The sequence below is a fragment of the Pseudomonas sp. PDNC002 genome, assembly GCF_016919445.1.
Lineage (GTDB): Bacteria > Pseudomonadota > Gammaproteobacteria > Pseudomonadales > Pseudomonadaceae > Pseudomonas.
Genome location: NZ_CP070356.1, coordinates 5478341 through 5495022 on the forward strand (window position 1 = coordinate 5478341; position 16682 = coordinate 5495022).

The window sequence follows — 16682 nt, forward strand, 5'->3', positions numbered from 1 at the left end:
CTCAACCTTTGACCGCGCCGGCAGTCAGCCCGCGCACGAAGTACTTGCCGGCCAGTACGTAGACCACCAGCGTGGGCAGCGCCGCGATCATCGCGGCGGCCATGTCGACGTTGTATTCCTTGACCCCGGTGCTGATGTTCACCAGGTTGTTCAGCGCCACGGTGATGGGCTGCGCGTCGCCGCTGGCGAACACCACGCCGAACAGGAAGTCGTTCCAGATCTGCGTGAACTGCCAGATCAGGCAGACCATCACGATGGGCGTGGACATGGGCATCAGGATGCGCAGGAAGATGGTGAAGAACCCGGCGCCGTCGAGGCGCGCGGCTTTGACCAGGGCATCGGGAATCGCCACGAAGTAGTTGCGGAAGAACAACGTGGTGAAGGCCAGCCCGTAGATGCAGTGGACCATCACCAGCCCGGTGGTGGTGTTGGCCAGGCCGAGCTTGCCGAGGGTGAAGGACATCGGCAGGAGGATCACCTGGAACGGCAGGAAGCAGCCGAACAGCAGCGCGCCGAAGAACAGCTGCGAGCCACGGAAGCGCCACATCGACAGCACGTAGCCGTTCATGGCGCCGATGAACGTAGAGATCAGCACGCCCGGCACGGTGATCTTCACCGAATTCCAGAAGTAATCGTCCACGGCGCCCCAGGCCTTCACCCAGCCGATCACGGTGAACACGTCCGGCAGCGCCAGCAGGTTGCTGTTGCGGATGTCCTCGGGCGTTTTGAAGCTGGTCATCAGCATCACCAGCAGCGGGATCACATACAGCGCCACGGCGCCCCAGAGGGTCGCGTGCACCGCCAGGCGGCTCAGGCTGAACGACGGTTTCAGGGTCGAGTCATGCATGGCGCTTGCCCCGCAGTTCGGAGTACAGGTACGGCACGACGATGGCCAGCACGGCGCCCAGCATCAGCATCGCGCTGGCCGCGCCCAGGCCCATCTGGCCGCGGGTGAAGGTGTGGGCATACATGAACATCGCCGGCAGGTCGGAGGAGTAGCCGGGGCCGCCGGCGGTCATCGCGGCCACCAGGTCGAAGCTCTTGATGGCGATGTGCGCGAGGATCATCAGCGCGCTGAAGAACACCGGGCGCAGGCTCGGCAAGACGATGCGCAGGTAGATGGTGGGCAGGCTCGCACCGTCCACCTGGGCGGCGCGCACGATGGCCGGGTCGACCCCGCGCAGGCCAGCGAGGAACAGCGCCATGACGAAGCCCGAGGCCTGCCAAACGGCGGCGATCACCAGGCAGTAGACGACCCGCTCCGGGTCCACCAGCCAGTCGAAGCGAAAGCCTGTCCAGCCCCAGTCGCGCAGCAGCTTATCCAGGCCCAGGCCGGGATTGAGCAGCCACTTCCAGGCGGTGCCGGTGACGATCATCGACAGTGCCATGGGGTACAGGTAGACGGTGCGGATGAAGCCTTCGCGGCGGATACGCTGGTCCAGCAGCACGGCGAGGAAGACACCGAGCACCAGGCAGGTGCCAATGAACAGGCCGCCGAACAGCAGCAGGTTCTTGCTCGCCACCCACCAGCGATCGTTGTCCCACAGTCGCAGGTACTGGCTCAGCCCGGCCCAGCTGTAGGCCGGCATGAAGCGCGAATTGGTGAAGGACAGCAGCAGCGTCCAGCCGATGTAGCCATACACACAGACCAGCACCACGAGCATGCTCGGGGCCAGCACCAGCTTCGGCAGCCAGGCCTGCAGGCCGTCGAGCAGCGAAGCCCGAGGCGCGGCGGCGGGAGTGAAAGTCGGGGATCGGGTCGCCATCTGCTTTCTCGAGGATGAGTGAGCCCACCCGGGCTGCCGTGGCGGCCCGGAATCGTTCTGGGGAATCAGAAAACCGGCTCCGTCACGGAGCCGGCGAGCGCGTTACTGCGCGGCAGCCTGGATGGCGGCGCCCAGTTGCTGCGCGGTCTTCTGCGGATCGGCGGCGGGGTCGTTGAAGAAGTTGGTGACCACGTCGAAGATCGCGCCCTGCACGTAGCTGGAGGCGGCCATGCTGTGAGCCATGCTCGGCACCAGGTTGCCGTCGGCGGAGGCGGCCTTGAAGTCCTTCATGGACTGCTGGGCGCAGGCGTCGAAGGGCGTCATGTCGACGTCCAGGCGCACCGGGATCGAGCCCTTGTTCAGGCTGAAGTCCTTCTGGAACGCCGGGTCGAGCACCGCGCGGGCCAGGTCTTCCTGGGCCTTGCGGTTCTCGGCGTTGCTCAGCTTGAACATCACCAGGGAATCGATGTTGTAGTCGAAGGCCTGCTGCGTGCCGGGGAACGGCAGGCACTGGTAGTCCTTGCCCGCCACCTTGCCGGCGGCGGTGAACTCGCTCTTGGCCCAGTCGCCCATGATCTGCATGCCGGCCTTGCCGTTGATCACCCTGCCGGTGGCGACGTTCCACTCGCGGCCGGCGGCGTCGGCGTCGACGTAGCTGTGCAGCTTCTTCAGCGCGGCGAAAACGTCGGCCATCTGCGCACCGGTCAGCGTCGCCTTGTCCTGCTCGACGAAGGCCTTGCGGTAACCTTCGGGGCCCATCTTGCTCAGGACCAGGTTCTCGAACAGCGTGCCGTCCTGCCAGGGCTGGCTACCATGGGCGAGCGGCGTGAAGCCGGCGGCCTTGAGCTTGTCGGCGGCGGCGAAGAGCTCGTCCAGGGTGGCCGGCGGCGTGGCGCCGGCCTTCTTGAAGACTTCCGGGTTGATGTACAGCCAGTTCACCCGGTGCACGTTGACCGGCACGGCCACGTAGTCGCCCTTGTACTTCATGATCTGCGCCACCTGCGGCGGCAGTAGTTGGTCCCACTTGCCTTCGGCAGCGACGTCGTTGAGGTCGGCGAGCAGGCCGAGTTCGCCCCACTCCTGGATGTCCGGCCCCTTGATCTGTGCGGCGGCCGGCGGGTTGCCGGAGACGGCGCGAGTCTTCAGCACGGTCATGGCCGCTTCGCCACCGCCACCAGCGACGGCGAAGTCCTTCCAGGTGTGGCCCTTGGCTTCGACGAGTTTCTTCAGGGTTTCGGCAGCGCGCTTCTCGCCAGGGGACGTCCACCAGTGCAGCACTTCGACTTCACCGGCGTGGGCCAGCATTGGGGAGAGACAGAAAGAGGAAAGACAGATGGCGGCCGACAGGCGACGGATCGCATTCATGGGGAGCACCTTGTTCTTGTTATTGGACGCAAGTCTGCGCTTGCAATGATCCGAGTCTATCCAAGGCATTCTGCTCTCCGGGTAACGAAGCGATCTTTGATTGTCACGGGGTGGTGACATTTGGATTTTTTTGGATTTTGCATCGGCACGTTTGTGGTCTGAAAAAGCGCTTGAGGAAATTCCTGAGCCTCTGCATTTCGTCCCACTACCCTCTCCCCCGCCCTGGCTGCGCGCCCCGCTCCGAAGGGAGAGGGAGCTTTCCGAGCCGTCTGTAGTTATCTACGCCCCGGTCAACCACTGCATCAGGAGAATGACGGTCTCAACCCAAATGCCAAACCAATCCCCTCTCCCTTCAGGGAGAGGGTTAGGGAGAGGGCAATGGCTAATCATCCAGCGCCAAGCGTATCGCCTCCAGCACCGAATCCATCTTCAACAACACATCATGATTCCAGAACCGGAGCACCGTGAAACCCTTGTTCTTGAGCCATGCGTCACGCTCCAAGTCGGCGCTGGAATCCAGATGCTGCCCACCATCCAGTTCGATGATCAACATCCGTTCGTGACAAATGAAATCGATGATGTACGGACCGATGACTTTCTGCCGGCGGAATTTGAGACCGAGGAAGCGGTGGGCGCGCAGGTGGTGCCAGAGGGATCGTTCGGCTTCGGTCTGGTCAAGGCGGAGTTGTTTGGAGAACAGGGTGAGGCGGGAAGTCATTCGTTGGAGTCTCCCAAAGCTCGACTCCCTGGAGACTACTTTGCGGCCCCACCGCCCTCTCCCCAGCCCTGGCTGCGCGCCCCGCTCCGAAGGGAGAGGGAGCTTTCCGAGCCGTCTGTAGGTATCTACTCCCCGGTCAACCACTGCGTCAGGAGAATGACGGTCTCAACCCAAATGCCAAACCAATTCCCTCTCCCTTCAGGGAGAGGGTTAGGGAGAGGGCCGTGACATCCCGGCGCACCAAAACAACCGGCGTTAGCGAACCACCTTACTCGACTTCAAGACGCGGTAACCGCAACGTCACCCGCAACCCGCCCTCGCGGCGATTCTGCAGGCTGACCTCACCACCGTGGGTATGCGCAATGTTGCGCGCGATGCCCAACCCGAGGCCGTAGCCCTGTCCGCGCTCGGACAACCGGAAGCGCGGTTCGAAGACTTTCTCCAGCCGCTGTTCCGGTACGCCGGGGCCCTGGTCGTCGACGTGCAGCACCACCGCATCGGCATCGTCCTCGATGCTCAATTGCGCGCGCTCGCCGTACTTCAGCGCGTTGTCCAGCAGGTTGCCGATGCAACGCTTGAGCGCCAGCGGCTTGCCCGGATAGGGCTCAAGCGCTGTGCCGATGACTTCGACTCGACCGTCGGCGAGGTAAGGTCCGGCGACATATTGCAGCAGCTGGTTGAGGTTCACCGGTTCGATGTTCTCGTGAATGTCGGTGTCCTTCACGCATTGCAGCGCGCCCTTCACCAGCAGTTCCAGCTCGTCGAGGTCGTGGCTGAACTTGTCCCGCTGCTGCTCGTCGTCCAGCAACTCGACGCGCAGGCGCAACCGGGTGATCGGCGTGCGCAGGTCGTGGGAGATGCCGCTGAACAACTGACCACGCTCGTTGACGTAGCGGTCGATGCGCTCGCGCATGGTATTGAAGGCGCGGGAGACTTCCACCAGTTCGCTCGCCCCGCCTTCCTCCAGCGGCTTGTCCGGACTGCCGAGGGCGACGTCGCGGGCGGCGCGGGCCAGGCGCTTGAGCGGGCGGCTCTGCCAATGCACCAGCAGGCCGGTGAACAGCAGCAGCAACAGGCTGGTGAAAATGATCGAGATAACCTGCTGCGGCGGGAGACCCTCCGGCTCCAGCGTCACGTAGGGCGCCGGCATCAGGCTGGCGATGTACAGCCACTCGCTCTCGCCGATGCGTATCTGCGTGACCAGCACTGGCGGGTTCACCGGCTCCAGGGTCAGCGCGTAGTGCGCCCAGGAGCGCGGCAGCTCCTCCAGCTTCAGCTCGCCATTGAACAACCGCAGATCGTCGGGGCTGACGAACTCCACCTGCAGCTCCACGTCCTTGCCCAGTTTCTGGTGCAGTACGTCCTGCACGATGTCGATCACCGCCTGCTTATTGGTGGTGTCCGGCAGCGCGCGCAGGTTCAGGGGGCGCTCGTTGAGCGAGACGAAGAACCGCGTGCCACCCATGCTGCGCAGTTGGTCCAGTACCAGCGGGCGGTAGCCGATGGGCAGCGAGCGGAAGTAACTGACGCTGGCGGCCATGGAATAGGCCAGGCTGCGCGAGCTGGTGAGCAGGCCGTCGCGCTGGCTACTGCGCAGGTGGGAAATCCAGAACAGGCTCGACAATCCCTGGGCGATCACCACCGCCAGCAAGGTGAGCAGCAGCATGCGGCCGAGCAGCGAGCGCGGCACCAGGGCCCAGCGGCGGCGCTCACTCATGGCCGGCGAGGTGCGGGCGAACCTGGGCGGCAAGCAGGTAGCCGCTGCCGCGCACGGTCTGGATCAGTCGCGCCGGTTTACCGGTATCGCGCAAGCGCTGGCGCAGGCGCGAAACGGCCATGTCGACGATACGCTCCAACGGCATCACCTCACGGCCACGGGTGGCGCTGGCGATGGTGTCGCGGTCGAGAATCTGCCGGGGATTGTCGAGGAACAGCTTGAGCAGCGCGAAGTCCGCGCCACTGAGGAAATGCTCCTCGCCGTCCTCGTGGAACAACCGGTGGCTGATGGTATCCAGCCGCCAATCGTCGAAAGCGATGACCTCGCCGCCGCGCACCTGGGTGAACTGCGCGCGGCGCAGCAGCGCCTTGATTCGCGCCAGCAGCTCGCGGGGGCTGAAGGGTTTGCCGAGATAGTCATCGGCGCCCAGTTCCAGGCCCACCACGCGGTCGGCCTCGTCGGAGCTGGCAGTGAGCATGATCACCGGCATGCAGGCGTGGCGCTGGTGCGAGCGAATCCAGCGGCAGAGGCTGAAGCCGTCCTCGTCGGGCAGCATCACGTCGAGGATCGCCAGCGCGGATTCCTCGTCGCACAGCGCGCGGCGGAAGTCTTCGCCATTAGCGACAGCGCGCACCTGGAAACCGGCTCGGCTGAGATAGGTGTCCAGCAACTCGCGGATTTCCTGATCGTCGTCCACCAGCAGGATGGATTTGGCAGGCTGGTTCACTTCGGGCGTCCCTTCTTGTTGTTCTAATGGTGGAAGCGCTGACTCAGTCTTCGTTACGCAGGGCCTGTTCCAGAGCGACGCCGGCGCCGAACAGGCCGGGGTGCTCTGCGGTCATGACCCACACCGGAATCGGTTCCAGGTACGGTCCGCTAGTCTTGCCCCGCGTGCGGAACGCCTCGGCGAAACCGCTGCGCTGGAAGCGTTCGAGGAAGCGCGGAACGATGCCGCCGGTGATGTACACGCCACCCAACGCGCCCACCGTCAGCACGGCATTACCGGCGACCCGCGCCAGCCAGAGGAAGAAGTGTTCGAGCACCGCGTCGGCGTATGCGTCGCCGGCCATCGCGCGCTCGCCGATCTCGGCGGCGGTGGTGCATTTCGGCTCCACGCCATCGAGCTGGCAGCTCATGCGGTAGAGATTTTCCAGGCCGCTGCCGGAGAGCACGCGCTCAGCCGAAACGTGGCCGTATTTTTCGCGCAGCAGTTGCCAGAGGGCGAAATCGCGTTCGGAGGTCACCGGCAGGTCGACGTGGCCACCCTCGCAGGGCAATACCTCGAAACCACCAAAGGGCAGCGGCATCAGGCTGCCGACGCCCAGGCCAGTGCCCGGACCGATGATCAGCTTGGCGCGGCCTTCCAGCGCCTTGCCCGGCCGCACCTGCACCAGGTGCTCTTCCGACAGCCGCGAAGCCGCCCAGGCCATGGTGCTGAAGTCGTTCACCAGCAGCAGGTGGCTCAGGCCCAGTTCGGCGCGGAAGGCGTCACGGCGGATCACCCAGTGATTGTTGGTGAACTTGAAGTCGCCGGCGCCAACCGGGCCAGCACAGGCCAGGCAAACGTTCTCGACGGAAGACAGCGGTTGGCCCACGCGCTGCAGGTAGTCGCGCACGGCATCTTCAGGGCGCGGGTAGTCGGCGCAGGCCAGGACCTGAATGGATTCGAGGACTTCACCGCGCCACAGGGCGAAGCGGGCGTTGGTGCCACCGATATCGCCGACCAGGGCGAAACCGTTGGAGGAGGACTGAGCGTTATTGGAGTTCATCGCGGGCTCGGGCCTGGAAGTTGGGTGGAAGGTGCGGCGCGGGATCATGCCAGCATAGGACAGCGACGGAAACGCCCCGTGCGACGGACAGGCACTCCGTCACACGGGAGGCCAGGAGGGTCAGCTCGGACCGTTCAACTCGGCCGTGAAGCTGCAGGCGCCCTGCTCCGCCGAGCTGAAGGCATTGCGCATGAAAGCGAACAGCTCGCGGCCCATGCCAAGGTTATCAATGGTCGGTGTTTCGACAAGCGGACGAGCCTGCCATTCCGCTGCATCCACCAGCACGCGCAGCTCGCCGGTGGTGCCGTCGACGCGCACCACGTCACCGTCGCGCAGCTTGGCCAGCGGGCCGCCATTGAGCGCTTCGGGTGATACGTGGATCGCCGCCGGCACCTTGCCGGACGCGCCGGACATGCGCCCGTCGGTGACCAGCGCCACCTTGAAGCCGCGATCCTGCAGCACGCCGAGGAACGGCGTGAGCTTGTGCAGCTCGGGCATGCCATTGGCGCGCGGGCCCTGGAAACGCACCACGGCCACCAGGTCGCGCTCCAGCTCGCCGGCCTTGAAGGCGGCAGCCAGGCTGGACTGGTCGTGGAAGATGCGCACCGGCGCCTCGACGATCTGGTGTTCCGGCGCTACGGCAGAGACCTTCATCACGCCGCGTCCGAGATTGCCTTCCATCAGGCGCAGGCCGCCTTCGGGCGAGAACGGCTTGTCGATGGGGCGCAGGATGTTCTCGTCCAGGCTCGTCGCCGGGCCTTCGCGCCAGACCAGCTTGCCCTCGTCGAGGAAGGGTTCCTGGATATAACGACGCAGGCCCTTGCCGACCACGGTCTGCACGTCTTCGTGCAGCAGGCCGCCATCGAGCAGCTGGCGGATCAGGAAGGACATGCCGCCCGCCGCCTGGAAGTGGTTGATGTCGGCCTGGCCGTTGGGATAGATGCGCGCCAGGGTCGGCACGATCTCGGAAAGATCGGCCATGTCCTGCCATGTCAGCGGGATGCCGGCGGCCTGGGCGATGGCGAGCAGGTGCAGGGTGTGGTTGGTCGAGCCGCCGGTGGCCAGCAGCGCCACCACCGAGTTGACCATGGCCTTCTCGTCGACGATCTCCGCCATGGGCACGAACTGGCCGTTCTCCGGCGTCAGGCGCGCGGCCTGGCGGGCAGCTTCGCGGGTCAGCTCGTCGCGCAGCGGGGTGTTCGGGTTGACGAAGGAAGCACCCGGCAGGTGCAGGCCCATCACTTCCACCAGCAACTGGTTGGTGTTGGCGGTGCCATAGAAGGTGCAGGTGCCCGGCGCGTGGTAGGAGGCCATCTCCGAGGCCAGCAACTCCTCGCGGGTAGCCTTGCCCTCGGCGAACAGCTGGCGCACTGCGGCCTTCTCCTTGTTGGAGATACCGGTAGGCATGGGGCCGGCGGGCACGAACACCACCGGCAAGTGGCCGAAGCGCAGCGAGCCGATCAGCAGGCCGGGGACGATCTTGTCGCACACGCCCAGGCACAGCGCAGCATCGAACATGTTGTGCGACAGCGCGATGGCGGTGCCCATGGCGATCACGTCGCGGCTGGCCAGGGACAGTTCCATGCCGGGTTCGCCCTGGGTCACGCCGTCACACATGGCCGGCACGCCGCCAGCGAACTGGCCGACCGAACCGATCTGCCGCAAGGCGTCCTTGATCAGCTCGGGGAAGCGCTCCAGCGGCTGGTGCGCGGAGAGCATGTCGTTGTAGGCGGAGACGATGGCGACGTTGGCCTGGTTCATCAGCCGCAGCGCCTGTTTATCGGATTCACCACAAGCCGCGACGCCGTGGGCGAGGTTGCCGCAAGGCAGCGTGCCGCGGTGCGGGCCCTTGGTGGCGGCTGCCTTGACCAGGTCGAGGTAGCGCTGGCGCGTGGCCGCGCTGCGGGCCTGGATGCGCTGGGTGACTTCAAGCACACGGGGGTGCATGGCAGCATTCTCCTACAGACTATCGGTTGTTGTTTTTACAACATAATTGTTTATTCCAGGGCGTTTACTTTTCAACGGCGTGGAAATTTAATGGTTTTTACCACAACAAAAGAAAAGAGACGACCTCAATGACTATACGCCTGGCAATCAACGGATTTGGCCGCATCGGTCGGAACGTACTCCGCGCGCTCTATTCGGGCGGCTATCGCCAACACCTGCAAGTGGTGGCGATCAACGACCTCGTCGACGCCGCGATCAACGCCCATCTGCTGCAGTTCGACAGCGTGCATGGGCGCTTTCCCGGTCAGGTCGAGCATGACGCCGAAAGTCTCAGGGTAGAGGGCGACGTGATAGTCGTCACGGCCATCCGCGATCCGGCGCAGCTGCCGTGGAAGGCGCTGGAGGTGGATATCGTGCTCGAATGCACCGGTCACTTCACCTCCCGCGACAAGGCTGCCGCGCATCTCCAGGCTGGCGCGCGCCAGGTGTTGATCTCGGCGCCGGGCCACGGCGTCGACGCCACGGTGGTCTATGGCGTCAACGAAGGGATTCTGCGCGCCGAGCACCAGATCGTTTCCAACGCGTCCTGCACCACCAACTGCCTGGCGCCGGTGGCCCAGGTGCTGCACCGCGAGCTGGGCATCGAGCACGGGCTGATGACCACCATCCACGCCTACACCAATGACCAGAACCTCTCCGACGTCTACCACAGCGACCCGTACCGGGCGCGCTCGGCCACCCAGTCGATGATTCCGACCAAGACCGGCGCGGCCGAAGCGGTGGGCCTGGTGTTGCCGGAGCTGGCCGGAAAGCTGACGGGGTTGGCGGTGCGGGTGCCGGTGATCAATGTGTCGCTGGTGGACCTCACGGTGCAGGTCGGGCGCGATACCAGCGCGCAGGAAATCAACGAGCTGATGGAACGGGCCTGCGAGCTTTCGCCGATCCTGGGGTTCAACCGCTTGCCACTGGTTTCGGTGGATTTCAACCATGATCCCCGGTCTTCGATTTTCGATGCCAACCACACACGGGTGAACGGGCGGCTGGTGAAGGTGATGGCCTGGTACGACAACGAGTGGGGGTTTTCCAACCGGATGCTGGATACGGCGCGGGCGATGGTTTTGGCGCGGGGGTGAACGGCGCTCGGCTCCCCGCGCAAGAGCCCCTCACCCCAGCCCTCTCCCAGAGGGAGAGGGAGCCGATTGTGCCGGCTGGCGCCATTGGCTCTCCCTGCGCAGAACGGTCCCCTCTCCCTCTGGGAGAGGGTTAGGGTGAGGGAAATACAGGGCACAGAGCTGCCAGGTTGGCCTGTTTAGCGATAGCGACGTCTTCCCTGCGCCTCCAGCACCAACAGGCGCATGTCCGCCTCGGCCCGGATCGCCTCCTGGCCGAGATGGTCGACGCGCTTCCACGCCTTGATTTCCTCGCGGCTGCGGCCGCAGCCCAGGCAGATGCCCTCTTCGAACTCGCAGACCTTGATGCACGGACTCTTCACGGACTTCCTCGTGGTTTCGGCTGGATGAATGTCAGTGGGTCTCTACTAATGGACACCCGCGCAGCGCCAAGGTCCAACTCGATTTCCCCATCGGCGCCATCGACCCAACCAATCGCGCTGCCCGCACCTTGCTAGAATCCGCCGCCCACGCTGCCCGACTTCACCCATGCTCGCCCTCAAGCTCACCCTCGTTCCGCTGTTCCTGCTGCTGGTCTCGCTCTCCGGACGCTGGTGGGGCCCGGCCGTGGCCGGTTGCCTGGCCGCCCTGCCCGCCATCGCCGGGCCGATCCTCTATCTGATCACCGTAGAACATGGCCGCGAGTTCGGCGCCCAGGCCGCGTTGCTGGCGCTGGCGGCGATCTTCGCCGCTGAGGCGTTCAACTTCGCCTATGCCTGGATCTGTCGGCGCCATGGATGGCCGCTGGCACTGACCGGCGCCATGCTCGCCTGGCTGGTGGCCGGCTGGGCACTGACAAAACTACCCGCCTCGCCCGTCTGGGCGTTACTCGCTGCGGCCGTGGGCGCGTTGACCAGCCAGCTGTTCATGCCCCGTGCCGCGCTGAGCGCCGCCATCGCTCCACTGGGCCGCTTCGAACTGTGCCTGCGCATGCTCGCCGGCGCCCTGCTGACGCTGGCGGTCACCGCCCTCGCCGGCTGGGCCGGCCCCAGTTGGAGCGGATTGCTGGCAGTATTCCCGCTGCTCTCCATCGTGCTTTGCGTGTCGTCCCAGCGGCTGCACGGGCCGGGTTTCGTCATCGCCCTGTTGCGCGGCATGGTCACCGGGCGCCCGGCCTTCGCGGCGTTCTGCCTTTGGCTGGCAATGCGCCTGCCAGGTAACGAAATCCTGTCCAGCTTTGCCGAGGCGGCGCTGCTGGCCGTTCTGGTACAGGGCGCAGTGCGCTGGCTGATCGGCTTGCGATCACGAAGGCTCGCCAAAGCCGCCTGACAAAGAAAAACGCCACGGCTGAACCAGCCGTGGCGTTTTCGTCTGCAGCAGCGGGAGCGCTTAGAGCAGCGTGAAGCTCTGTTCCTTCACGTTATCCGAATCCAGGCCGACGTAGACCTTGAACTCGCCCGGCTCCGAGGCGTAGCGCAGCTGGCTGTCGTAGAAGCGCAGGTCTTCCTCGCGGATCGGGAACTGCACCACCTTCGACTCGCCCGGCTGCAGCAGGATCTTCTCGAAGCCCTTGAGCTCCTTGACCGGACGGCTGATGGAGGCGGCGACGTCGCGCAGGTAGAGCTGCACGGTGGTCTCGCCGGCAACCTTGCCGGTGTTCTTCACGGTCACGCTGGCGGTCAGCTGGTCGCCCTTCTTCAGCTTGCTGCCTGACAGCTTCACGTCGGAGACGCTGAAGTCGGTGTAGCTCAAGCCATAGCCGAACGGGTACAGCGGGCCGTTCTCCGAGTCGAAGTAGCGCGAGGTGTACTTGTTCGGGTGCTCGTGGTCGAACGGGCGGCCGGTGTTCAGGTGGTTGTAGTAGATCGGCACCTGGCCCACGGAGCGCGGGAAGGTCATGGTCAGCTTGCCCGACGGGTTGTAGTCGCCGAACAGCACGTCGGCGATGGCGTTGCCGCCTTCGGTGCCGCTGAACCAGGTTTCCAGCACGGCGTCGGCGTTGGCGCTTTCCCAGCGCAGGTCCATCGGACGGCCGTTCATCAGCACCAGCACCAGCGGCTTGCCGGTGGCCTTGAGGGCCTTGAGCAGCTCGATCTGGCTTTGTGCGACATGCAGGTTGGTCTTGCTCGATGCCTCGTGGGCCATGCCCTGGGATTCGCCGACCACGGCCACCACCACGTCGGCCATCTTCGCCTTCTCGACGGCTTCGTCGATCATGGCCTTCGGGCTACGCGAGTCGACCTTGACGTCTTCGCTGTACTCGTTGAGGTATTTGACGATCTCCGGATCGTCGGTGACGTTGGCGCCCTTGGCGTAGAGCAGCGCGGCGTGACCACGGGTGGCGGCGCCCATACCTTCGAGCACGGTCACGGCCTGGAAGGCCTTGCCGGCGGCGGACCAGCTACCCATCACGTCGCGCTTGCTGTCGGCCAGCGGGCCGATCAGGGCGATTACGCCGTCACGCTTGAGCGGCAGCACGCCGCCTTCGTTTTTCAGCAGGACCATACCCTTGCGCGCGATCTCGCGGGCGTCGGCGCGGTGCAGGCGTTCTTCGGCGTCGGTGTCCACCGGGTCCTTGCCCTGCAGGTAGCGGTACGGGTCCTGGAACAGGCCCATGTCCCACTTGGCGGCGAGCACGTCGCGGCAAGCGCGGTCGATCTCCGACTGGCTGATCAGCCCGGCCTTGAGCAGCTCGGGCATGTGTTTGCCATAGAGGTCGTCGTTCATGTTCATTTCGACGCCGGCGTTGATCGCTGCCTGGGTGGCGTCGCGCTCGGTGGCGGCCACGCCGTGCTTGATCAGCTCCAGCACCGCGCCGTGGTCGCTCAGGGTCAGGCCCTTGTAGCCCCATTGCTTGCGCAGCAGATCCTGCAGCAGCCACTTGTTGGCGGTGGCCGGCACGCCATTGATGCTGTTGAGCGAGACCATCACAGCACCAGCGCCGGCATCGATGGCCGCGCGGTACGGCGGCAGGTAGTCCTGGAACATGCGCTGCGGGCTCATGTCCACGGTGTTGTAGTCGCGGCCGCCTTCGCCGGCGCCGTACAGGGCGAAGTGCTTGACCCCGGCCATGATGGTTTCCGGCTGGTTCAGGCCCTTGCCCTGGTAGCCCTTGACCACCGCGGCGGCGACCTTGCTGGTCAGCCAGGCGTCTTCGCCGAAGCCTTCGGAGACCCGGCCCCAGCGCGGATCGCGGGCGATGTCGACGGTGGGCGAATAGGTCAGGTTGAGACCGTCGGCGCTGGCCTCGATGGCCGAGACGCGGGCGCTGCGCTCGATGGCCGCCAGGTCCCAGCTCGCCGCCAGGCCCAGGCCGATGGGGAACACGGTGCGATGGCCGTGGACCACGTCGTAGGCAAAGAACAGCGGAATCTTCAGACGGCTCTTCATGGCCGCGTCCTGCAGGTCGCGAATACCTGGACGGACGACCGTGTTGAACACCGCACCGGTGGTGCCTTCAGCGATTTCCTTCAGCAGTACCGGCTTGGGATGGTCCGGCCCGACGCTGACCAGGCGCAGCTGGCCGATCTTCTCTTCCAGCGTCATGCGCTGCATCAGGCTGTCGATGAAGGCGTCCTTGGACTGGCCGGCCAGCGGCACGGCGGGCGCTGCGACAGGAGACTCGGCGGCGGAAAGCGAAGCGCTGCCCAGGCCCAGCAGGAGGCCGAGCCAGCAGATACGGCTGATTGGAGTTCTTTTCATATGGGTACTCAGCAGCCTGCGCGAAGCGCCGGGCCACTGTGGAATGTTGTTAGAGGGGCATCGAACAGGCGGGATTCCGGCGACTCCCCCGGGTGTAGTCGCCAGCGCCTTTCGAACGCGGCACATAAGGTCGTCGCGCCGAAGGCGGAAGTCAATCACCGGACGGCTGGAAAACGCCGCTGAATAGGCCTCAATGGTCGCGATTGAGCCGGTTGAATTCCATTTCCTCGCGCATGGCTTCGCGCAGGGCGCGCTCCTCGTCCCACTCTTCTTCCGGCGCGGGAGCCGGCGGCTGGGGCGCAGGTTCAGGCTGCGCAGCGGGCTCGGCCGGCGCATCGGGCTCGGCGACGCTTGCAGCCTCGGCGTCGGACGCGACTTCGGGCAGCCCGTGGACGCCGCTGAAATCGGCATCCACGCCGCTGTCTTCGTCGTCGCTCGGCGGGCGGTCGATCAGGTCGTCGAAGTCGGTCTTCAGGCCCTGCTCCATCTCGTCCAGTTCGGCGAGCAGGCTGCGGAAGCTGGTTTCTTCCTTCGGTTCTTCCGGCGGCGCGGGCTCCGGCTCCTCGCCGGCATCGCGCACGGCCTGGTCAGCCAGGGCCTGCAGGGACGGCGGAACGTAATCCTCGTCGTACTCCTCAGGGCTCGGCAGGCTGGCCGTGGGCGCCATGTCCTCGAGGAACGGCTGCGGCTCGGGCTCCATCAGCTTCAGCTCGGCCAACGGCGGCAGCTCTTCCAGGCTCTTCAGGTTGAAGTAGTCGAGGAAGGTCCGGGTGGTGGCGAGCATGGCCGGGCGACCGGGGACTTCGCGGTAGCCGACGATGCGGATCCACTCGCGCTCCATCAGCGTCTTGACGATCTGGGTGTTCACCGCGACGCCACGGATTTCCTCGATCTCGCCACGGGTGATCGGCTGGCGATAGGCGATCAGCGCCAGGGTCTCCAGCAGCGCGCGGGAATAGCGCTGCGGGCGCTCTTCCCACAAGCGGCCCACCCAGGGGGCGAACTTCTCGCGCACCTGCAGCCGATACCCGGTGGCGACTTCCTTCAGTTCATAAGCCCGACCGACGCAGGACAAGCCCAGCACCGCCAGCGCATCGCGGAACTGCTGCGGCTCCGGCCGCTCGGCCTCCTCGAACAGCTCGCCGAGGCGCTCCAGCGACATGGGCTTGCCGGCAGCCAGGAGGATGCCTTCGAGCAGCGTCGCCAGTTCTTGCGGGTCGGACAGATTCATCGGGAGCTCGGGTCAGGATGATGATCAGGGTAAGAAGGTTTCGTCATTCAGGCGGGAAAGCTACTCAAAGCGCGGCGCCAGGGCAACGCTGGCGGATCAGAGCAACTCTTCTTCGGGCTCCGCGTCTCGATCTGTGTCGTCTTCCGGGCCGTCGAAGTGGCCGTCCTCGAAGGTCAGATCGGCCGGCGGCTCCTCGCGGGGCTCGAAGACGTCCTCGTCGCCCTCCTCCAGCACGTCCTCGACCGGCGCGGCGCCTTCCTGCACTTCCGTGCGGGCGCGGACGTGGATCGGCGCGAAGGCTTCGTTCTGCACCAGTTCCACCAGTTGTTCCTTGACCAGCTCCAGCACCGCCATGAAGGTCACCACCACGCCGAGCTTGCCTTCCTCGACGCGGAACAGCGTGATGAACGGCACGAAGCCCTCGCCCTTCAGGCGCTCGAGGATCTCGGTCATGCGCTCACGGGTGGAGAGCATCTCGCGGGTGACCTGGTGGCTTTCGAACAGGTCGGCGCGACGCAGCACCTCGGCCATGCACAGCATCAGCTCCTGCATGTCCACTTCCGGCAGCAGCCGGCGCGCCCGCGCGTCCGGCGCGACAACAGTCGGTACAACGTAGTCGCGACCCAGGCGCGGCAGTTCGTCGAGGTCCTCGGCGGCCTTCTTGAAGCGCTCGTATTCCTGCAGGCGGCGGATCAGCTCGGCGCGCGGGTCGTCCTCTTCTTCCTCGGCCTCGGCCGAGCGCGGCAGCAGCATGCGCGACTTGATCTCGGCGAGCATGGCGGCCATCACCAGGTACTCGGCGGCCAACTCCAGGCGCACCGACTTCATCAGCTCGACGTAGCCCATGTACTGGCGGGTAATCTCCGCCACGGGGATGTCGAGGATGTTGATGTTCTGCTTGCGGATCAGGTAGAGCAGCAGGTCGAGCGGACCTTCGAAGGCTTCGAGGAAGACTTCCAGGGCGTCTGGCGGGATGTACAGGTCCTGCGGCAGCTCGGTCAGCGCCTCGCCATAGACGAGCGCCAGCTGCACCGGTATCTGGTACTCGGTGGCGGCGGGAGGCGCTTCCGGCTCGGTCAGGTCACTCATCGGCCACTCGTCAGGCGCTGGGGTTCGAAGGCGGCATTATCCCTGCTTTTGCCGGCGGCGCGAGGGGCTTTTGGCGGATTTGCGTGCGCTGCCGTCTACCTGTGCGTAGGAGCGGACGCTGTCCGCTCCTACAAAGAGCAAAGGCCCCTCACCCTAACCCTCTCCCGCAAGCGGGAGAGGGGACAGATCGGAGCAGGTTGAAACCATGGCATCAGCCGGCACGGACGGCCCCCTCTCCCTCTGGGAGAGGGCTGGGGTGAGGGGATAGC

General features: G+C 65.4%; 14 protein-coding genes. 2 read left to right on the forward strand and 12 right to left on the reverse strand.

Annotation, left to right across the window (positions count from 1 at the left end; translation table 11 throughout):
• Position 1 precedes the first annotated feature (1 nt).
• From JVX91_RS24695 to edd, 8 genes are all read right to left on the reverse strand, one after another.
• Entirely contained in the window at positions 2-847 is an 846-nt protein-coding gene (locus tag JVX91_RS24695) for a carbohydrate ABC transporter permease (protein WP_205336703.1), read from the reverse strand.
• Complete coding sequence (locus JVX91_RS24700) at positions 840-1766, reverse strand: sugar ABC transporter permease (RefSeq protein WP_054909366.1); 927 nt, start codon at positions 1764-1766, stop codon at positions 840-842. Before JVX91_RS24700 ends, JVX91_RS24695 begins: the two co-directional genes overlap by 8 nt.
• Before the next feature lie 102 nt (positions 1767-1868).
• On the reverse strand, positions 1869-3131 hold the full coding sequence (locus JVX91_RS24705; RefSeq protein ID WP_205336704.1) for an ABC transporter substrate-binding protein: 1263 nt from the start codon (positions 3129-3131) through the stop codon (positions 1869-1871).
• A gap of 382 nt (positions 3132-3513) precedes the next feature.
• On the reverse strand, positions 3514-3849 hold the full coding sequence (locus tag JVX91_RS24710; protein WP_205336705.1) for a DUF559 domain-containing protein: 336 nt from the start codon (positions 3847-3849) through the stop codon (positions 3514-3516).
• A gap of 268 nt (positions 3850-4117) precedes the next feature.
• Positions 4118-5539, reverse strand: a complete 1422-nt coding sequence (locus JVX91_RS24715) for an ATP-binding protein (RefSeq protein ID WP_205340097.1) — start codon at positions 5537-5539, stop codon at positions 4118-4120.
• A gap of 19 nt (positions 5540-5558) precedes the next feature.
• Positions 5559-6293 carry a response regulator gene (locus JVX91_RS24720; protein WP_205336706.1) on the reverse strand — a complete coding sequence of 245 codons (735 nt, stop codon included), beginning with the start codon at positions 6291-6293 and terminating at the stop codon, positions 5559-5561.
• 43 nt (positions 6294-6336) lie between these two features.
• Positions 6337-7335: a glucokinase gene (locus JVX91_RS24725; RefSeq protein ID WP_205336707.1), complete on the reverse strand. Its 999-nt coding sequence runs from the start codon at positions 7333-7335 to the stop codon at positions 6337-6339.
• Positions 7336-7455: 120 nt separating this feature from the next.
• Positions 7456-9282 (reverse strand): phosphogluconate dehydratase, encoded by a 1827-nt coding sequence (gene edd / locus JVX91_RS24730; RefSeq protein WP_205336708.1) that lies wholly within the window; start codon positions 9280-9282, stop codon positions 7456-7458.
• Between the two features lie 128 nt (positions 9283-9410).
• On the opposite strand from edd, the gene gap reads away from it, so the two are divergent.
• Complete coding sequence (gap, locus tag JVX91_RS24735) at positions 9411-10415, forward strand: type I glyceraldehyde-3-phosphate dehydrogenase (protein WP_205336709.1); 1005 nt, start codon at positions 9411-9413, stop codon at positions 10413-10415.
• A gap of 176 nt (positions 10416-10591) precedes the next feature.
• Here the strand turns inward: gap and JVX91_RS24740 are convergent, their stop codons facing one another.
• A complete protein-coding gene (locus JVX91_RS24740) occupies positions 10592-10774 on the reverse strand; it encodes a DUF1289 domain-containing protein (protein ID WP_205336710.1) in 183 nt (60 codons plus the stop codon).
• 166 nt (positions 10775-10940) lie between these two features.
• Between JVX91_RS24740 and JVX91_RS24745 the strand changes: the two genes are divergently transcribed.
• Complete coding sequence (locus JVX91_RS24745) at positions 10941-11720, forward strand: hypothetical protein (protein ID WP_205336711.1); 780 nt, start codon at positions 10941-10943, stop codon at positions 11718-11720.
• 60 nt (positions 11721-11780) lie between these two features.
• On the opposite strand, the gene bglX is transcribed toward JVX91_RS24745, so the two are convergent.
• The 3 genes from bglX to JVX91_RS24760 form a co-directional block, all read right to left on the reverse strand.
• Positions 11781-14078: a beta-glucosidase BglX gene (gene bglX / locus JVX91_RS24750; protein WP_240201793.1), complete on the reverse strand. Its 2298-nt coding sequence runs from the start codon at positions 14076-14078 to the stop codon at positions 11781-11783.
• Between the two features lie 205 nt (positions 14079-14283).
• A complete protein-coding gene (gene scpB / locus JVX91_RS24755) occupies positions 14284-15324 on the reverse strand; it encodes an SMC-Scp complex subunit ScpB (RefSeq protein WP_205336713.1) in 1041 nt (346 codons plus the stop codon).
• Positions 15325-15420: 96 nt separating this feature from the next.
• The gene (locus JVX91_RS24760; protein ID WP_240201794.1) at positions 15421-16284 is read right to left on the reverse strand and encodes a ScpA family protein; all 864 of its coding nucleotides are present in this window, start codon (positions 16282-16284) and stop codon (positions 15421-15423) included.
• Positions 16285-16682 lie beyond the last annotated feature (398 nt).

What these genes read in the sequence shown, in the direction of transcription:
- JVX91_RS24700 (WP_054909366.1), bottom strand. Translation starts at nt 1,766, where the DNA reads ATGGCGACCCGATCCCCGACTTTCACTCCCGCCGCCGCGCCTCGGGCT.
- gap (WP_205336709.1), top strand. Translation starts at nt 9,411, where the DNA reads ATGACTATACGCCTGGCAATCAACGGATTTGGCCGCATCGGTCGGAAC.
- JVX91_RS24705 (WP_205336704.1), bottom strand. Translation starts at nt 3,131, where the DNA reads ATGAATGCGATCCGTCGCCTGTCGGCCGCCATCTGTCTTTCCTCTTTC.
- JVX91_RS24695 (WP_205336703.1), bottom strand. Translation starts at nt 847, where the DNA reads ATGCATGACTCGACCCTGAAACCGTCGTTCAGCCTGAGCCGCCTGGCG.
- JVX91_RS24710 (WP_205336705.1), bottom strand. Translation starts at nt 3,849, where the DNA reads ATGACTTCCCGCCTCACCCTGTTCTCCAAACAACTCCGCCTTGACCAG.
- edd (WP_205336708.1), bottom strand. Translation starts at nt 9,282, where the DNA reads ATGCACCCCCGTGTGCTTGAAGTCACCCAGCGCATCCAGGCCCGCAGC.
- JVX91_RS24725 (WP_205336707.1), bottom strand. Translation starts at nt 7,335, where the DNA reads ATGAACTCCAATAACGCTCAGTCCTCCTCCAACGGTTTCGCCCTGGTC.
- JVX91_RS24745 (WP_205336711.1), top strand. Translation starts at nt 10,941, where the DNA reads ATGCTCGCCCTCAAGCTCACCCTCGTTCCGCTGTTCCTGCTGCTGGTC.
- scpB (WP_205336713.1), bottom strand. Translation starts at nt 15,324, where the DNA reads ATGAATCTGTCCGACCCGCAAGAACTGGCGACGCTGCTCGAAGGCATC.